The following is a 16,934-nucleotide window of genomic DNA, read 5'->3' as shown; positions in this document are numbered from 1 at the left end:
AATCAGTTCTTAAAATCAGAAATAGTTTCAAAAAAGCGCTAAAAATAAGTAAATGAGGTTTGATTGTTTATTATCAATCTAAGAATAACTGCATTTCCTCAGTTTTGGTAAAATCGTTTGTTTTGTAAATGATGTTTTCTTTGGCATCAGTAATCAGGAAAAATGGTAATCCAACCTTAAGTTCTGGAAATCGACTATCATTTCGGTATTTCGTAAATTCCTCGGAGGTATCGTAAACTTTATAAAGTATTGCATTTTGCAGAGCATCATTTAGATCGTTATCAGATTGAGTTTGTTTTTGAAATGCTTTGCAATTTGTACACCAGTCACCATGAAAATCAACAAATACCAATTTACCAGTTTCGGATGCTTTTTTGTAAGCATCTTCTTTATTTAGATACCAAGTCAATTCACCCTTTTGTTCAATGTTGGGTTCATTTGAAATCGAATTATTTGATTGGAAGTTGGAATATGAAGGTATCAGATTTGTTGCAATTATTAAAAAACCAAAAATGCTTCCCAAAAGGAATAAGGAGTATGTAGTTTTTTGCTGTTTATTTTTAGTACTGGGTTGAAGGTTATAAACTGATAAGAATATTAATAAAGAACCTAAAACAATATAGAAACTCACTGACTCGCTCATTCCGAGACCATTAAGACCTTTGGCTAAGTAGCCGTAGGCAAAATAGCCAATGAGGATAGCGAAAATCCATTGTACCAATAGCATCCATTTTCCACTTTTGGGTAACGCTAAACCGAAAACTCCCAGAAGTAAAACAGGTATCCCAACTCCCAAACCAAAAAGCATCATTTTTATTGCGGCAGTTATGGCCAATGCCGTTGAGATTCCTTCAACATTAGAGGCTATCGTAATTAAAATGCTAACTACTATCGGACCTACGCAAGCAGATGACAGAAGGCCAGCACCTGCACCCATTACAATTGTTCCTGCAAGCCCTTGATTTTTACTATCCAATTGTCCACCAAAAAATGGAAGGCTAAGATAATCCACAGAAGCTAATGCCATTATAATTAGCATAATTCCAATGGTTAAATTGGCAAGCGGTAATCTTAAAACTTCATTAAATGCTCCACCAGTTAAGGAGGCAATTATTCCAAACATAAAATAGATACTTGCAAGACCAAAATAATATGCCAATGGATGTGCATAACGCCCTAATTTGCTTGACCTATTTTTGAGAAAATTTACAGTTAAAGGGTAAACAGGGTAAACACAGGGTAGAAGACTAGCTAAGACCCCTCCAATAAAAAGAAAAATATAGGATTCGAAACCAGTTGATGCAGCAAGTTGACCACCTACCCATTGGTTAATGGAGTCGAATAAAGATTGTGCTTGAACCCTAGTAGCTATGGAAAAGAGAAGAATTAGACAGACAACTTTTTTCATTTGGATTTATTGTTGAGCGGTAAGAGCTATTCATATATATACAGATTAAAGATGATTATGCCTTTACTTGAGACATGATATAAAACATTTCTGAAGCGATCTGTCTGCATCGTTTATCGTAAATCGTTTCTTCTTCAGATGTACCATCAGCTTCTTTCGGATCTTGGTAAGGAATGGGAATTCTTAAAGAAGCACCTGGAATGAAAGGACAATTCTTATCAGCTTCAGAGCAAGTCATAATTGCTACAAAATTCTCAGAAGGATTTTTTGGGTGATCATATTTTTTTGAAAAGCATTCCATTTCATGACCTGCATCACTAAAAGTGATTTTATAGCTGGGATTTTCTCCTGCTGAATTCTCAGATTTAAAACCTGCTCTCTTTAATGCTTCTACTGCTCTAGGATTGAAGGCTGTTACTTCAGTTCCACCTGAATATGTTTCAATTCCTTCCTCAATATCATAGTAAGCCGCTGCCGTTGAGGACCATATTTGACTCATATGGCTTCTTCTGCTGTTATGCGTGCAAATAAAAGTGAGATTAGCAGATTCGTTGGATTGTTTTTTGGTGCGTATAAACAAAGCAATTTTTTTCAGCTGATTTTTTCGCTCTTTGGGTATTTTCTCTAATTCAAGTAAAATTGAATCGATATAGTTTGATAATTTGGGGTACATTTCTCCGTTTTTTTTGGGCATTTGAGACTTTTCAATAGTTGAAGTATCTTTGCTTTCTGATACCATTTCTTTTTTATTATTATCTGAACAGCTGATTAAAGCTACTATACTTAGAATGATGATTAAATTCTTCATGGTTGGTTTATATCTTTTCTTTAAATGCTTTGTTCTACTTAGTAGGGTTTTGTAAAAGTATGACAATGACAAAATGCCCAGTGTTCTTATTTTTGAATTCCACATATCGATTCATCGATCTATTATTACATTGCAATGTTACGATGTAATTTTGATTGTTAACAATGAACATACTTTATCATATTATTAAGAAATCATCTCATTATTTAACAGTATTCTTAATGCTAGAATGATTATGGGCTTAGAGTCTGTTTTTCTACATTGGTCAAGTGTTTTGGGAATAAGCTATGCGATTGAATCAGTAGGTATTATCTAATCAAAATATGAGGAATATTTTCTTAAAAGCAATCACTTTGTGAATGTCTTTTGTTCCATAAGATACTTCGTTGGTAAGAAGACCTTCATTTGTATATTCCTCGACATTAAAATAATAATAAATCGATAATACCTTTTAAGCATAAATTGTAATTATTTAGATGAACATTGCAATCCTATTGGGATTACAATATGTCGTTTAAAAGTAAATTTAAGTTCATTAATTCTATCCGGTACAGGATTTTGCTTGGCTTTGCAGTTGTTACAGTAATTTACCTAAGCTACCTGCTCATTTCTTATAATGCTGTTAGCCGCCTAGATTCTATGAGGCAGCAGGATAAAAGTATTGCCAAACTGGAAGCACTTACGTTACGGATGATTAAAAAGGATAATGATTTTTTTGATCTCGAAACCATTAATCCCACTTTTTTTGCAACAGGTGAAAGCAAAATTTTAGCTGAGCGGGATACTTTAAATAAAGAAGTCCAAAGGGAAATCCAAGATCTCAAAAATTCCTCTGTGCAAAGCACTCCATTTTTGCTCACTTATATTGTGCAAACCGAAAATTACCTCGAAAGCTACAATGAAAAATTTAGGAAATTGGTTGAGCTTGTTTCGCAAAGGGGATTTAAAGATTATGGATTGGAAGGTGAAATGCGTGATTATGCCCATCAACTTGAAGCAAATGCGGAAAACTGCCGGATAACGATCGGAGAAATACTTAGTCTAAGGAGAAATGAAAAAGACTTTATGATTCGGAATGAAGTCTCCTATATTGAACGATTTAATTTGCTTAGTAATGAATTGAAACAAAGAGTACTTAAAGAAAGCAGAACGTGGATCCTGTTAGATAAATACCAAAATACTTTTAATGAACTCACTCAACTGCAGGTGGAAATTGGGATTAATAGCAATGAGGGTCTCCGGAATGAACTCAACAGGCTTACAGACCAAATATCAGAGAACTATGAAGATTTCTTAAGAGCTTCGGAAGAGCATTTATCGCAAGCCGCTATCGACTTGAAGATTATCCTTTTTCTTGTTTTTGTTCTCGCTGTTTTTATTTCTATAGTAATTGGATTAAAAATCGCAATAAAGCTTTCCAGGCCCATTAAGAAATTATCTGGAGTCATGGCTGAAGTTGTTGAGAATCAGTTTACTGCCAAACCGAAATACAAGCTAAGCAAACCTACAAATGAGATAGCCGATTTATCTGAATCATTTACTTACTTGATGACAGAAATGGAACACAGGATTGGTGAAATTAATGAAAAGTCTGAAAAATTAAAATCACAAAATTATGATCTTAGCAAACTTAATAGTGAGTTAGATCATTTTCTTTACAGTACTGCACATGATCTAAGATCCCCTCTGACTTCCTTATTAGGGCTAATCAATTTGAGTCTTTATGAGAATAAAGATGATAGAATTTTACCTTATTTTAAAATGATGCAGGAGAGCATTAAAAAGATGGAAAAGTTTATTGCCGATGTGGTTATTTATGCTAAAAATAGTAAGACCGAAAGAGAGATTGAGAAGATAAACTTAAAAGGGCTCATTGATAATTTAATTGACTATAATCAACAGTTCAGCTCTAAAGAGGTCAAATTTGAAATTGTGATTGAGGGAGAATATGACCTCTTCAGTGATAAGAGTAGATTAAAAGTGATATTGAATAATCTTATTTCAAATGCCATAAAGTATCAGGATCATAATAAGGCTCATCGGTTTGCTAGCATAAAGGTACTGATTGAACGTAAGAAAGTCTCCCTTCAGTTTTCAGACAATGGCATTGGTATAAGTTCTGAGCACCAGCATAAGATTTTTGATATGTTTTATCGAGCAACAGAGCATTCAAAAGGTTCAGGGCTAGGATTATATTTATTAAAAGAGGCTGTTCATAAACTTAACGGAAAGGTAGAAGCATTAGCATCCCCAGGGCAAGGAACCACCTTTTACCTTGAGTTTGAAAATTTTAGTATCGATGTACTTAGGCCACATCAGATTTCGCTATATCATGAAAATGCATGATTTAAGGGCGGCAGTCTCTTTTTAAGAAAATATTGTGGGGTTCCATTGATTAATAAAAAACAACTCTAAAATTGGTTTTAAACAAATTTAAAGGTCTTTTTACAGATTAAAATCATGCACAAAACGCAAAAATCAAGGGATATTGATAAAATCTGGGGTTTTTAATTGCTATTTATAATATTACATGCCAAATTATATTTTGTAGTTTCTGCTTTTTCTTTTTGCTTGAACAAAAAGAAACAAAAATTCAAGACAAAAATAAGCTTTAACCCACATCCTCGTCTGGCTCGCATTTTTGTCCTCCTCCCCCGCAATCTTCAATCAAAATTTTATTTGGGTTGCAGGATATGTGGTATTTTACATGATTTTCAAATTTAAAAAGTATTGTAAAAACTAACTCTTGAGAAAATCAGAATACCATTGACCAGATGATTTAATTATTCTTTCTTGAGTGGTATGATCGTTATAAACGATTCCGAATCTGGGGCGGTAGCCTTCAGCCCATTCAAAATTGTCAGTAAAAGTCCAGATGAAATAGCCTTGAACGGGAACGCCTTCCTGCTTTGCCTTCCAGACCTGATGGAGTACATCTTGGATATATTTAGTACGGTTAGGGTCATGTACTTCTCCATTCTTTACCTTATCGTCAAATGCTGTTCCGCTCTCCGTAATAATTATTTTTTTTACCTCCGGATATGCTGAGAACTGATGAAGCATGTGATATATGGACTCGGGATAAACCTCCCAACCCATCTCATTGAAGTGCACTTTTCTGTTTTCTGCTTTGACGATATTAGCCCAAAGTATAGGTGTGGAAATGGAAAACTTAACCTTTTCTCTTGTATAATTTTGAAGACCGATGTAATCAAAATCAAATTTCATTAATTCCTCATCTTCAGGCTTCATGTGTCTTTCTAAGCGTTGCAATAACTTCAAGTCATTGATCGGGTAACCTCTACCCAATGCAGGCTCTAGAAATAAGCGGTTTAGCAGTGCATCTATTTTTCGTGCTGCTTTATGATCTCTTGGAGTATCACGATAAGGCTCAACATAAGAGCAAGAAAATGTGGTTCCTATATTTGCCCCTGGAGAAAATTCGCGAATAACTCTTCCTCCAATGCCTTGACAGAGGGTGGCATGATGCACAGCTGGAATAAAATTAGCTAGACCCTTTTTGCCCGGTGCGTGGATTCCCAGAAAATAGCCTCCACCCGTAAAAACCATAGGTTCGTTTAATACCATCCAATTCTTCACTCTATCGCCTAGAGTTTTTACTACAATTTGTGCGTAGTCTTCGAACCAGTGAATAATATCTCGATTTATCCACCCACCTTGTTCCTGCAATGACTGGGGCAGGTCCCAATGATAAAGTGTGACCCAGGGCGTGATCCCTTTTTCCAAAGTTTCATCTACAAGCCTGTCATAAAATGCAAGCCCCTTAGGATTGACCTTTCCGGTGCCTTTTGGCAAAATTCTCGGCCAACTAATTGAGAATCGCAAATCGGGAATACCAAGTGCTGACATGAGATCTAAATCGGAAGGATAACGATTGTAAAAATCACAGGCTATTTTAGCCTGATGGCCACCATATATATTTCCTTTTTTTTGAGTAAATGTATCCCAAATTGAAGGACCTTTATCATTTTCGTTCCAAGCTCCTTCCACTTGAAAAGCAGCGTTGGAAACACCCCAGTGAAAATCATGGCCGAAGGCAGCTCTTGAAAGAAGGGGGTTTCTTTCCTTTTCAGTACTATTCATAAAAAACTATCAGGCCGTTTTAAACTCAAAATGTAGGTTTTCTTCATGGAAGGCAACGGAATTTTTAGGAGCATGAGCTTCAATCAGTTTTTCTAGGATTGCGTTGGTCTGGTTTGGATAGTTAACTTTTATTAATTCTTCGGAATCGATCCAGTTTTTGATCTTGGCAATTGACTTCTTTTTTAGAGTAGAAGCAACGCGAACCCCCATAGCCTGAAGAGCGGAAGCATTGCATTGTTGTTCATATTGACCCTTCATGGGGATCACCATCAATTTCTTGCCAAGAAAGAGCGCCTCTGCCGGTGTCTCAAAACCTGCGCCACATAGTACTCCTTTGCTTGATACCAGGCTTTTAATGAAATCTTCATTATTAACCGGCCTAATGTGAACATTGTTGAAGTGAAAAGGGTTTTTATTGTGCTTAGAAAATACCTCCCACTTTACATTAGGGACTTTAGCGAGTATTTTACATAAATGTTTATCTGAATATGAAGGTAAGTAAACAGTGTAATAGGGTTCGTTTTTTATGCGCATATTGCGAATTTGATCGCGAATGACAGGCGTGAAAATGTTCTCACCGAAAGAATGAAAATGAAAGCCGTAAGATGCAGTAACAGGAGCATAATATTTAAGTATTAAATGCCCCATGAAATCCTTTTTAGCTGGTTTTGGGGCTCCTTTTGCAATAACTGCTGATTGATGACTTAATGATATACATTTCTTTCCTTTTAAAAAGCAAGCCCAAGCTGAAATTGGCTCGAAATCATTTATAATCAAGTCGTAATTCTCTATGGGGACTGAGTATATTTCTTTTCTAAGCCTTCTGAAATTACATTTCTTAATTGTTTGCCAGAGATTAACACCACCACTCTTACCAAATATAAAGCTTAAGCCCTTATATGTGTATTTTACAGGATAGCCCAGGCTGACATCTGCCTGTATGCCACTGACCAATAGATCCACTTCTCCTTTTTTTTGCAGAATAGGTATGATATCTCGTGCGCGGCTCAAATGACCATTTCCTGTTCCTTGAATAGCATATAATATTTTCATAGAAATTAGCTTTCCGACTTTATATCAAAAATTTTATTGAGGGTCTTTGTGGTAGCGTAATGGAGAATATAAATCTCGAAACTTATACAGGAATATGCGAATTAATGTGTTTTGAAATTTTCTAATTAGCCTTTTCATACTTTTTCATTTACGTATTATTAAAGGTACTTTTTAAATATGTCCTTGCTTTTAAGGAAGTTTTAAGGAATAATTACTATTGTAGTAGGATTTGACTTGTGCAGTAATATTAATTTAACGTTGAGCGGGTACCAAAACCCTTAAACTAGAGGCATTGATACTGATATCAAAATTAAGTAAGTCTGGTTTGTAATCACCGTCAAGGTGCACTGGGAAATGCTGAGGTAGCTTAATCGATACCTTTTTAGATGGAAAGATTTCAACAAATCGTGATGTGTTGAGTTTTCCTAAAAAAACTTTGGTAAGGATCTGCGGAAGGGAAATTAATGGAAAAGGCTTCATCAAAACCAAATCAAAAAAGCCATCATTTATGCTTGCAGCAGGTGCAATGTGCGCATTATTTCCATATTGACTGGAATTTGCTGCTGCAACAACGAAGTATTTGCCTTCTCTGGAAATGTTTTTGCCTTTGATTTCAAGAAGGATGGGTTTGAAATTAGTGAATTGAGTTAAAATACATTTTGCATAAATTAAAAAACCTCTATTCTTTTGTTGGCTGAAGGTTTTACTGACCTGTCCATCGAACCCTATGCCCGCCACATTGATAAAAAAATTATCGCCTAGCATGCAAGTGTCAATTTTGATTTCCTGAGCTTTATTTAGGGTGCAAATGGCTTTAGCTGAATTTAGTGGAATCCCTAAATGCCTTGCGAGACCGTTGCCAGAGCCACGCGGAATAACACCAAGGGTGGAAGATGAGCCTAATAGTGGATATGCTACCTCATTGATCGTTCCATCGCCACCAACCGCCACTATTATTGGGATGTTTTCCAGGACTGCCTGAGCTGCAATTTCACGGGCGTGTCCAGGCCTCTTCGTAAAGTATAATTCGTATTCGAAAAGATCAGAAGATAAATTTTTGTCTATGATATGATTTAATCTAGCCGATGTTCCGAAACCTGAAATAGGATTAGCAATAAAAACAATTTTCTTTTTAGTGGTCATCATGCCAGGAAATTGATTCTAGTGAAAATATAGTCGAGTTGTTCTTTATTAATTACCATTCTATAGTAATCAGAATCTTCAAGTTGAGATGTTTTATAGCCCTCGATCTTCAAATATTTTTTACTGGTGTTTTTATCAAACCAATGTACTAGTTTGATTTCCCCATCTATTATTTCAAGGCAGGTGACTCCTCTTTTACCTATGACACAGCCAGAGTTAAAGAGGCAAGGGATATGAAAAATCGAATTGTATAGATCGGTTCTTAGCGATATTTTCTTATCTTGTTTATAGACTTTTTTTAAATCTTTACGGTATTGCTTAATACTCTTTTTAATTAATTGCTTTTCATCATTATTTTTTTCGTTGATGAAATCCCGGCATAGTTGTTCTATCTTAAATCTAAGTCGCTCAACTTTAGACAAAGACTCAAACAAAGGGCGGTGGGTATGTCCAATGATGGATACTACTTTCTTGAAACTGGAATACTGATAAACGTTTTTTTCAATGGAATACTGTTTTCTGCTATCATGAGCAACGGTGTAGTTCTTTATCCGCAGCGGATTGGCTATGTACCTCAAAATCCAACCCATTAGCCTGTTATATTTTAAATAGTTGGTGGAAGCTTGATGGCCATGGAATAAAAACAAAGTGTTATCATCTTTTAGTTTAAATTTTATAGCATCAAAAAGCTTGTAGGGGTAACGTTCATTTTTTTGATCATACAGCAGTAGATCATGATTTCCGACCGTTTTAAACAATTTTAGTTGTTTTTGAAATTCATCAAAAATCACATAAGTATCCTTCCAAAAGGATTTAATACTGGAAAGAGAAAAGCGCTGAAGTTCCTCTACATCACCATTGAGGACCAGGTTATAATCTTTCTTTAGATAATGATTTTTTAGAATGGAATGAAAAAGATTGGAATTCTCCTTAAAATCGTCTTTTGAGCTACCGTCTCCCATGTGGAGATCGCTGAAAATTACAAATCTGTCCTTTTTTTTGAGTTCTAAAGTAGTGGCCTGCTCAAAAAGTTCGTCTAAATGCTTATAAATGCGTAGTTTTTTATGCACAAAAAATTAATGATTGACTAGGTGCAATATTAAAATGTTACAAATATTATCGACCAATAAAAGCCTTTATTAAATTGTTACTCTAGCATTAAATAAATAATTATTATGGTGATCCTTGCCGCAGATTTCCGCAGAATTTTGTAAGCTTAGGTGGAGAAAAGAAAAATATGAAATGAGCATAAATCTAGACTCCTTAACAAATCAAACGAAGTCTGCATAGATTTGATGCGAATTCCATGTGGCCGTAATAAACAATAATATACACATGAAACACAGCACCTATCATAGCCATAATCATTATTGTGATGGTAAGTATGAACCAGAAGAATATTTAAAAGCAGCAATTGATTTGGGACTTACCGGCTTTGGATTTTCATCTCATGTTCCTCTTCCCTTTAGAAATAAATGGAGTATGAAGGAGGCTGATTTAGCGAAATATTTGCAAGAAATAAGAAATCTCAAAGCCCAATACAAAAATAGAATAGAGGTGTATGTTGGACTTGAGGTAGATTATGTACCCGATATGGTAGGTCCATCTGATCCTAAAATTAAACAGTTAGGGCTTGACTATTCCATTGGCTCTGTCCATTATGTAGATCAATTGGAAGATGGTACTCATTGGGAAATTGATGGTACTCGTACTGACTTCTTGAAAGGGTTTAAGGAAATCTTTCAAGGAGACGGAAAAAATGTTATTCATAGATATTTAGCTCTCACTAGAGAAATGGTTGACTCACAAGAAACACAAATTGTGGGCCATCTTGACAAAATAAAAATTCATAATAAAGCAGAAAGCCCTCTTTTCTCAGATGAGGATAAATGGTATCAGGATAAAGTGGAAGAAACTCTTAGCATTATAAAAGAAAGGGGAGCCATTGTTGAAGTGAATACTAGAGGAATGTATAAAAAGCTGACCAATGAGCCTTATCCGGGAAAAATGATTCTCAAAAGAATAAAGCAGCGTAATATACCCATTATGTTAAACTCAGACTCCCATCACCCGAGGGAAATAACTGGATCTTATCCTGAGGCGATCGAATTATTAAGGGAGTTGGGATTTAAAGAATTGATGGCTTTGAAAAATAATGAATGGCAGAGCGTAGCACTGTAGTATTTTTTTTTAGATGTTTATAATTGATTAGGGTAAAAGCTTGAAGTAAGAAGTTTCTCTGGCTAGTTACGGACCTTTGATTTGCCCGTTAGGGAAATTAGGCAATGCTGATGGTAGGAGGGAGTAATCTGAGAATGAAGTATGAGCTCCATTTGCTTTATTTACGAAAGTTTCTGTTTTGTAAATACCTGCAAAAGTGCTCTTTCGCATATTCATTTTAGCATTTGTTGTGCTTGATATATCAATCATTTGTTAAATAATCATATTCGAAATCCAGGTATTTAGGAGTTGATATTTGCTTGATTAGAATCAGTGCATCCCATTTACCTCTTATGTTGTTGACTTCATTTACATTTATTCCGTCCCATTCTGCATACTTAGCTTTGTCAAACATCCATGTATTTCCATTTGTTTTAATTTGGTATTTCATATCTACAAAAGTTATGTCATAACCACTTGCAACCATTATTTTTTCTATTCTTAGTGAATCAGAAGGTGGTGTATAATCATAAATCATATCCTCCGGAGGGGTTCCGTCAAAACCCTGTTCGAACGAAAAGCATCCTCGTCCATTGTAATTGAAAAGCCCAATTGAATAAACGGAATCTGTTTGAGCAAGTCTAAAAGGCATTCTGTTTCTGTTCACTTTTTCAATATGCGTATTCTGTGCCCAGACAATTATTTTTTGTTCAGGATAAAGTTCATCATTCAAGAATCTCAAATTTTCAGATTGAAGTCTTTCGCGAAATTGTTTGTAAAGCCAATCGATATTTTTTTCCTTTTAGGGCTTACTTCTAAAAAATTTGCCATATAGGCACTATCACGATTCACTTGGTGGATAAAATGTATTCTTGAGTTTGTATAAAAAATAGCAGCCTCAAGATGTTTATTTGGTGCTTGGATAGCTTTTTTATTCTCTATTAAAAAGTCTATTAGATTCTGATAATTCGCAAGTTGTAAATTCTTTATGGAGTCATAAGTGTTAATTTCACTTTTTTCCAGTCCTAAAGTCCATTTACGTAGACCTAAAGCTAAAAAAAGTGAATCCCCTTTTCTAACTTCTTCAGCATATGCCGGATCAATAGGTTCAATCAGTGATTCTAAAAACCTGGAAAATGCATAACTACCGTTACTCAGAGTGATGTCTATCACGGCAATTGAAAGTTTGTTATCTGTTAAACTCTTTTGATTTATGTATTCAAATAATAATATGTTTTCTTCAACATGCCAGAATGTACTAATTGAATTATATAAAGCTGTTTTTGCATCACCAAAGGGATATTCTAAATTGACCGCAAAAGCATCTCCAGCATTACACTCAAATGCCAAAACGTTGAAATTCATTTCTTCATGCAGGTATCTGATAATTCGTAATTTTAAGGTGTTGTATTCTGAAACCCCGTGAGCACTTTCACCTAGAAACACCACTTTTTTATCTTTTAAAATGTCATGTAAGAATTCAAGGTCTTCATAATTATCACTATTAGATAATTTAATTGACTGAGCATTCTCATTTATCCATGTAGTCCAATCATTTGACTCTTTTGGAAATTCACATTGGACGCTTAATAGCACCAGTACGAATAAAAAAAAACTAAACTTAGTTCTCATTTTGTTTATGAATTACAACGTTCACATATGGCGCTGAGGCCTCCGAGCTTTTTAATAACGGTAAGCATGAGGTTTTGCATATACTCGGCAGAATGCTAAGCAAGGCCACGCGTCATCATCGTTTGTTAGCGATTTTCTTTTCCAATATTCTCTGATCTATTTGAGGCAATATCAATTATTGAAGTTATTGATTGGTCATCATTCAGATGTCCATAGCATTCAGATCTCTTCTTAAACCCTTGTTTTCTAATACAGTCGTCTTTCTCAAATGGAATGCCAAACGTTTCTAGTTCAGAGTTGATAATATCCAAGATGGTAAGTAATTTCTGACGACTTAAATATTGATTAAAGAAATAGATCCCTTGCCTGATTTGTAATAGTTCGTGAAAACTCCAAATGAATCTGTTTGATGTTAACAATTTAAGGTCCTTAACATTGAACTCTAAGTGAGGATTTGTTTCCTTTATTATTTCTTCGAGTTCTTTAGTAATTTCAATAACCTCATCTTCACCTCTTGTTACATTTATGATATTCTCTTTATATGAAGTTAAGGCTGTAACTAGCCTCTTATTTTCAATATGTTCTGAATTCTTAGCCAAAATTTCATCTGCGAGGGGTGAAGGGTCATACCGTCCAAAAAGTTCTGTATTAAGAATGCCCGAAGTAACGATAAATCGATAGTGCTCTTTTGAAGTTTTTTTAGCATAAATTAATGAGTCCAACCCCTGGAGTAACAAATATCTTTCAAATTGTCGACCAGTAATCTTCGAATCTATCCTGAAAGAATCTACTTCGTTGGTTCTATCTTGTATTTCAGAAATTAATTCAATCCTGAATGCTGAAAGTGTTTGTGTGTATCTAGAAATCTCATTTTGTTCTTCACGATAATCTTCAAAAAAGAAAGCCAGAACTACAGAAGAAAAAATTATAAGGATTTCAATGAGAACTCTACCGACAGTTGATTTCTTTTTCATAGTTTCAGAGGATTATCGCTAACGTTAAGAATATAAGTAGTGGCCGTTTTAAGGCTGAAATCTACTGAGATACCGCTAATATTTAATTGAAATATAATCATTTGATTTATCTCATTGCAGGCCATTACTTATATTTAGTGTTATCAATCGAGATTTAATTTTCTAGTAATTTCTTTGTATCTCGGATGATCTGAAAATGGCATACTATAGTAAGCTACTTTCATATAAGGCATGTCCGGATCACGCCTAATATACCCCTTTTCAAGCCAGTCGAGGAATTTGTCTTCATTACCAGCTAAAAACCACAAGAATTGCATGGTTTGAGCCGAAATCGAACCATAACGTTCTCTCTCCAAAATCTCGGCAGTTCTTTGAGCGACTAACTCTAATCCTCCCTGAAGGAAAACATCGTCCATCCATACATTCAAGGTTGTATCAGCCTCCCTGTTAATTTTTATTTTCAGTTGTTCAAGAGCAAGTTCATTTTGACCAGTTTGATGATAACTTCCTAACAAAGCAAGATTAATTAACGGACTTGTTGGAATAGCTTTTTGTAGCGGTTTCAAAATGGAAATTGCAGAATCTGGATTAAAAGCTCCCATTCCCATTTTTGCACCAATCAGCACTTTAATCAGAGGGTTACCTGGATCTCGGCGCAAAGCCTCGGCAAGTTGCTTGTCTGCCTTCTCTTGTTCTTCTTGCAGCCAATAGAAATGGCCAAAGAAAGCCAGCGCCTCCGAGTGATTAGGATTTATCTTGAGTATTCTTTCAAATAGTTCTCTACCTCTATTCCAATCAAAGTCAGTCCATATGGCTGTGGTTGCGCTGTAATAAAGTACTTCAATAGAAGAGCTGTCGAGTGTTATGGCTTTTTGAAGGTTTTCCTTAATAGCGGGATTGGCTTCTTCCGCGCTGATAAAGTCCATCTGCTTTAGAGTAGCCCATATTCCCACAATTCCTGCGTAGGGCGGGGCAAATTCAGGGTCAATTTCTAGGGCACGCTTGTAATGTGCCATTGCATGCTGTACTCCTTCCTGGGTGAGTAAGCCTGCACTGTACTTTCCTTTAAGGTAAGCCTCATAAGCATCGGGATTCACCACCCGCGAACGATTAATCTGCTCAGTCTCCTCATCTGAAAGTGTGACATTAATCTCTTGCGCTACTCTTTTAGTCATATCCCCATAGACACGAAGAATGTCCGAGAGCTCAGTATCAAAAGTCTCTGAAAAGAGCTGCAATTCTTCTGGGTAAGGGCTAATAAGTTTGATTTGCATACTTACTATTGGGGATGTAGAAAGCAATGAACCTTCTATGAAAGCATCAACCTTTAATTCATCTGCAATTTGTGGAATGGTTTTATCAGAGTTGGCATAGGGAAGTGTTGACGTACGGGAGATAACCCGAATGGCTCCTAATTTACCAATCTCACTTATCAGGGCATCATGAATACCCGCCGAGAGGTAGTCTTTTGATTGATCTCCAGAGTAATTCTTGATAGGTAGTACGGCAATGGAACGTATAGATGAGGCAACAGCTGCTTGCTCGTTCTTAAATCTAATAAGTCTTAGTTTGGAAGGGTCAAGTCTGCTTGGATCCACCAAGTGATAGCCAATAACAACTATTGCAAGTATGGCATTAATAGATTGTAGAATGATTGCCTTCTTTGATGAGGGGTTGCTAAAAACTGTGTAAATAATGAATGCAGGCAAACCAAAAATGACAAGCCAAAGAAGCGTATCAACCAACGCTGAATCTAAGGCGAAACGATCAACTATGAAATTAGTAACCTCTAGGAACAGCCATGCACTCCCAATATATACAATAATTGATTTTCCGATACTGTTTGCATTTTTTTTAGAGCTATTTTTCATGGTTCTGATTGATACAAGTGAATATATAACATAGGGGGTGACTATATTGAAATATAGTTACCCAGTGGACTATATATCTATTTTAAGCTTAACCAAAAGCTGATTGAAATTAACCAAGGTAAATAACTTTTCAGGTTTTGGTTTTAATTTTTTAATATGAATTTAGCTTAAAATTAGCAGATAGCAAATTATAAACGGTAAAAGATTATAATCGTGCTAACAATTGGTAGTTGCTTGGTAGCAGTCTTTTGTAGTGGAAATAAGGAAGCGCTGAGTGTCGGGGAAAGCGCCTTTAGCTGAATTATAGATATGCTGTTAAGGGCACTTAGTTATTTAAGCTTAATAGAAATACCAAATTTTGAAGTGAACTTAAGAAAGGGATTCGGTTGCATCCTAATTAATGAAGCTTTAATGGTTGGGTTTTTTGTAGTACAAGCGACACGGCAGCTAGGGTTCAGTTTTGTGAGAGGCGCAACACCGATAAAAAAGCGGGGCAGGCTGTGGGCTTTTAGCACAAGGCCGTCTTCTCGAATATGAGTAGTTTTAATTATTCATTAGTATAATTAGTTTTCCTTTTAATCCTCCTCTTTCAATTAGTTCATGTGCTTCTTTTGCATCCTCTAATTTGATGGTTTTAGAAACTAGGGGTTTTAATTTGCCTTCTGAAAGAAGGACAAAAAGCTTTTTCAAGTCACTTTCAAACCAATCATGATGCTTTTTATGCCATGAACCAATGGAGTAAAAGTTAGTAGAAGGTATCCAAGGTGTGAAGTTCCAAATCTGAACTTGCAAAAAGCTCTTTATCAAGTCCATCGAAGATTTTGCATTGTAAGCTCCAAAAGCCACTAGTTTCCCCTTTTTGTTAAGAGTCTTGATAGAACGTTTGAAGTGGTCTCCACCAAATGGGTCAAAGACGGCATCAAGTCCATTTGGTTCCAAATCTTTGACTACCTTAACAAAATCTTCAGACTTATAATCAATTGGTTGACAGCCAAATTCTTTTAAGAAGTCATGCTGGTCGGCTGATGCAGTTCCATACATTTTCAATTTTAAGATAGAGCCAATTTGCAGTAATGCACTACCAACTGCTCCACCTGCTCCGTGGACAAGAATTTTGCTTCCTTCTTTAACCTGGGCAGACCGAGTCAACATTTGGTAAGCTGTCACATAAGATAAAATCATTGAGACCGCATCAACCGCATTTATATCTTCTGGTAGAGGAACCAATTGTTTGGCAGGGAGAATAATATACTCTGAATAGGCACCCATAATAGTGAGTTCTGCTACTTTTTGTCCTTCTTTAAAACCGGTAACTCCTGCACCGAGTTTGTCTATAATTCCCACCATGTCATAACCTGGCGTAATCGGAGGCTTATCTTTTACGTCAGGATAAATACCTCTGCGGATTAATGTGTCGGTAAAATTGATACTAGTCGCTTGCACTTTAATCCTTAGCTCACCTTGATTTGGTTCTGGAAGTCTTTCTTTTGTCTCTAAGCCCAATACCTCAGGACCCCCAAATTCTTTAATACTGATGTATCTGTAGCTCATAATTTTTTTCTTTTAATTGCTCACAAGGAATCACTAAATATACTCAAAGGTGTATTTAGCTGGACTATAGTTTTGCTGCTAAATGCACATTAAATTATACAATTTCAATGCTGTCCTAAATAATTTAAAATTGAGATAAAAACCTAATCCTTCTGATATTTAATCCAGCTTTATCCATATTCAGGAAAAAGAACCCCCTGTTTGCCTTGATTTTGTAGTTTGGGTGGGTC

At 35.7% G+C, this 16,934-nt stretch carries 14 protein-coding genes; 2 read left to right on the top strand and 12 right to left on the bottom strand.

The features are described 5' to 3' along the window. Positions 1–73: 73 nt before the first annotated feature. Both ACFE0M_RS12590 and ACFE0M_RS12585 read right to left on the bottom strand, forming a co-directional pair. Positions 74–1,408, bottom strand: a complete 1,335-nt coding sequence (locus ACFE0M_RS12590; protein ID WP_434546125.1) for a protein-disulfide reductase DsbD family protein — start codon at positions 1,406–1,408, stop codon at positions 74–76. A gap of 55 nt (positions 1,409–1,463) precedes the next feature. Further along, entirely contained in the window at positions 1,464–2,216 is a 753-nt protein-coding gene (locus tag ACFE0M_RS12585) for a protein-tyrosine-phosphatase (protein WP_434546124.1), read from the bottom strand. Between the two features lie 639 nt (positions 2,217–2,855). Here ACFE0M_RS12585 and ACFE0M_RS12580 point away from each other — a divergent pair. Next, the gene (locus ACFE0M_RS12580; RefSeq protein WP_434546123.1) at positions 2,856–4,562 is read left to right on the top strand and encodes a sensor histidine kinase; all 1,707 of its coding nucleotides are present in this window, start codon (positions 2,856–2,858) and stop codon (positions 4,560–4,562) included. Positions 4,563–4,955: 393 nt separating this feature from the next. Here the strand turns inward: ACFE0M_RS12580 and ACFE0M_RS12575 are convergent, their stop codons facing one another. The 4 genes from ACFE0M_RS12575 to ACFE0M_RS12560 form a co-directional block, all read right to left on the bottom strand. Continuing rightward, positions 4,956–6,320 carry a GH1 family beta-glucosidase gene (locus tag ACFE0M_RS12575; RefSeq protein WP_434546122.1) on the bottom strand — a complete coding sequence of 455 codons (1,365 nt, stop codon included), beginning with the start codon at positions 6,318–6,320 and terminating at the stop codon, positions 4,956–4,958. A 9-nt stretch (positions 6,321–6,329) separates the two neighbouring features. Further along, complete coding sequence (locus ACFE0M_RS12570) at positions 6,330–7,373, bottom strand: glycosyltransferase family protein (RefSeq protein WP_434546121.1); 1,044 nt, start codon at positions 7,371–7,373, stop codon at positions 6,330–6,332. A gap of 252 nt (positions 7,374–7,625) precedes the next feature. Then, positions 7,626–8,519: a diacylglycerol/lipid kinase family protein gene (locus tag ACFE0M_RS12565; protein WP_434546120.1), complete on the bottom strand. Its 894-nt coding sequence runs from the start codon at positions 8,517–8,519 to the stop codon at positions 7,626–7,628. After that, positions 8,516–9,586 carry a metallophosphoesterase gene (locus ACFE0M_RS12560; protein ID WP_434546119.1) on the bottom strand — a complete coding sequence of 357 codons (1,071 nt, stop codon included), beginning with the start codon at positions 9,584–9,586 and terminating at the stop codon, positions 8,516–8,518. Before ACFE0M_RS12560 ends, ACFE0M_RS12565 begins: the two co-directional genes overlap by 4 nt. 265 nt (positions 9,587–9,851) lie before the next feature. On the opposite strand from ACFE0M_RS12560, the gene ACFE0M_RS12555 reads away from it, so the two are divergent. Continuing rightward, on the top strand, positions 9,852–10,697 hold the full coding sequence (locus ACFE0M_RS12555; RefSeq protein ID WP_434546118.1) for a histidinol-phosphatase: 846 nt from the start codon (positions 9,852–9,854) through the stop codon (positions 10,695–10,697). 66 nt (positions 10,698–10,763) lie between these two features. On the opposite strand, the gene ACFE0M_RS12550 is transcribed toward ACFE0M_RS12555, so the two are convergent. The 6 genes from ACFE0M_RS12550 to ACFE0M_RS12525 form a co-directional block, all read right to left on the bottom strand. After that, on the bottom strand, positions 10,764–10,946 hold the full coding sequence (locus tag ACFE0M_RS12550) for a hypothetical protein (RefSeq protein WP_434546117.1): 183 nt from the start codon (positions 10,944–10,946) through the stop codon (positions 10,764–10,766). Continuing rightward, on the bottom strand, positions 10,939–11,418 hold the full coding sequence (locus ACFE0M_RS12545; RefSeq protein WP_434546116.1) for a hypothetical protein: 480 nt from the start codon (positions 11,416–11,418) through the stop codon (positions 10,939–10,941). Before ACFE0M_RS12545 ends, ACFE0M_RS12550 begins: the two co-directional genes overlap by 8 nt. Beyond that, on the bottom strand, positions 11,415–12,308 hold the full coding sequence (locus ACFE0M_RS12540) for a hypothetical protein (RefSeq protein ID WP_434546115.1): 894 nt from the start codon (positions 12,306–12,308) through the stop codon (positions 11,415–11,417). The genes ACFE0M_RS12545 and ACFE0M_RS12540 overlap by 4 nt, the downstream gene beginning before the upstream one ends. Positions 12,309–12,433: 125 nt before the next feature. Beyond that, positions 12,434–13,282: a hypothetical protein gene (locus ACFE0M_RS12535; protein WP_434546114.1), complete on the bottom strand. Its 849-nt coding sequence runs from the start codon at positions 13,280–13,282 to the stop codon at positions 12,434–12,436. Between the two features lie 143 nt (positions 13,283–13,425). Then, positions 13,426–15,153, bottom strand: a complete 1,728-nt coding sequence (locus ACFE0M_RS12530; RefSeq protein ID WP_434546113.1) for a hypothetical protein — start codon at positions 15,151–15,153, stop codon at positions 13,426–13,428. Positions 15,154–15,696: 543 nt separating this feature from the next. After that, positions 15,697–16,704 (bottom strand): medium chain dehydrogenase/reductase family protein, encoded by a 1,008-nt coding sequence (locus ACFE0M_RS12525; RefSeq protein WP_434546112.1) that lies wholly within the window; start codon positions 16,702–16,704, stop codon positions 15,697–15,699. Between the last annotated feature and the right edge of the window lie 230 nt (positions 16,705–16,934).

Source organism: Marivirga sp. (assembly GCF_051117495.1).
In the GTDB taxonomy this organism is placed as follows: Bacteria; Bacteroidota; Bacteroidia; order Cytophagales; family Cyclobacteriaceae; genus Marivirga.
Note: the sequence above shows the minus strand (reverse complement) of the source record. Positions and strands in the feature narration are given on the sequence as shown.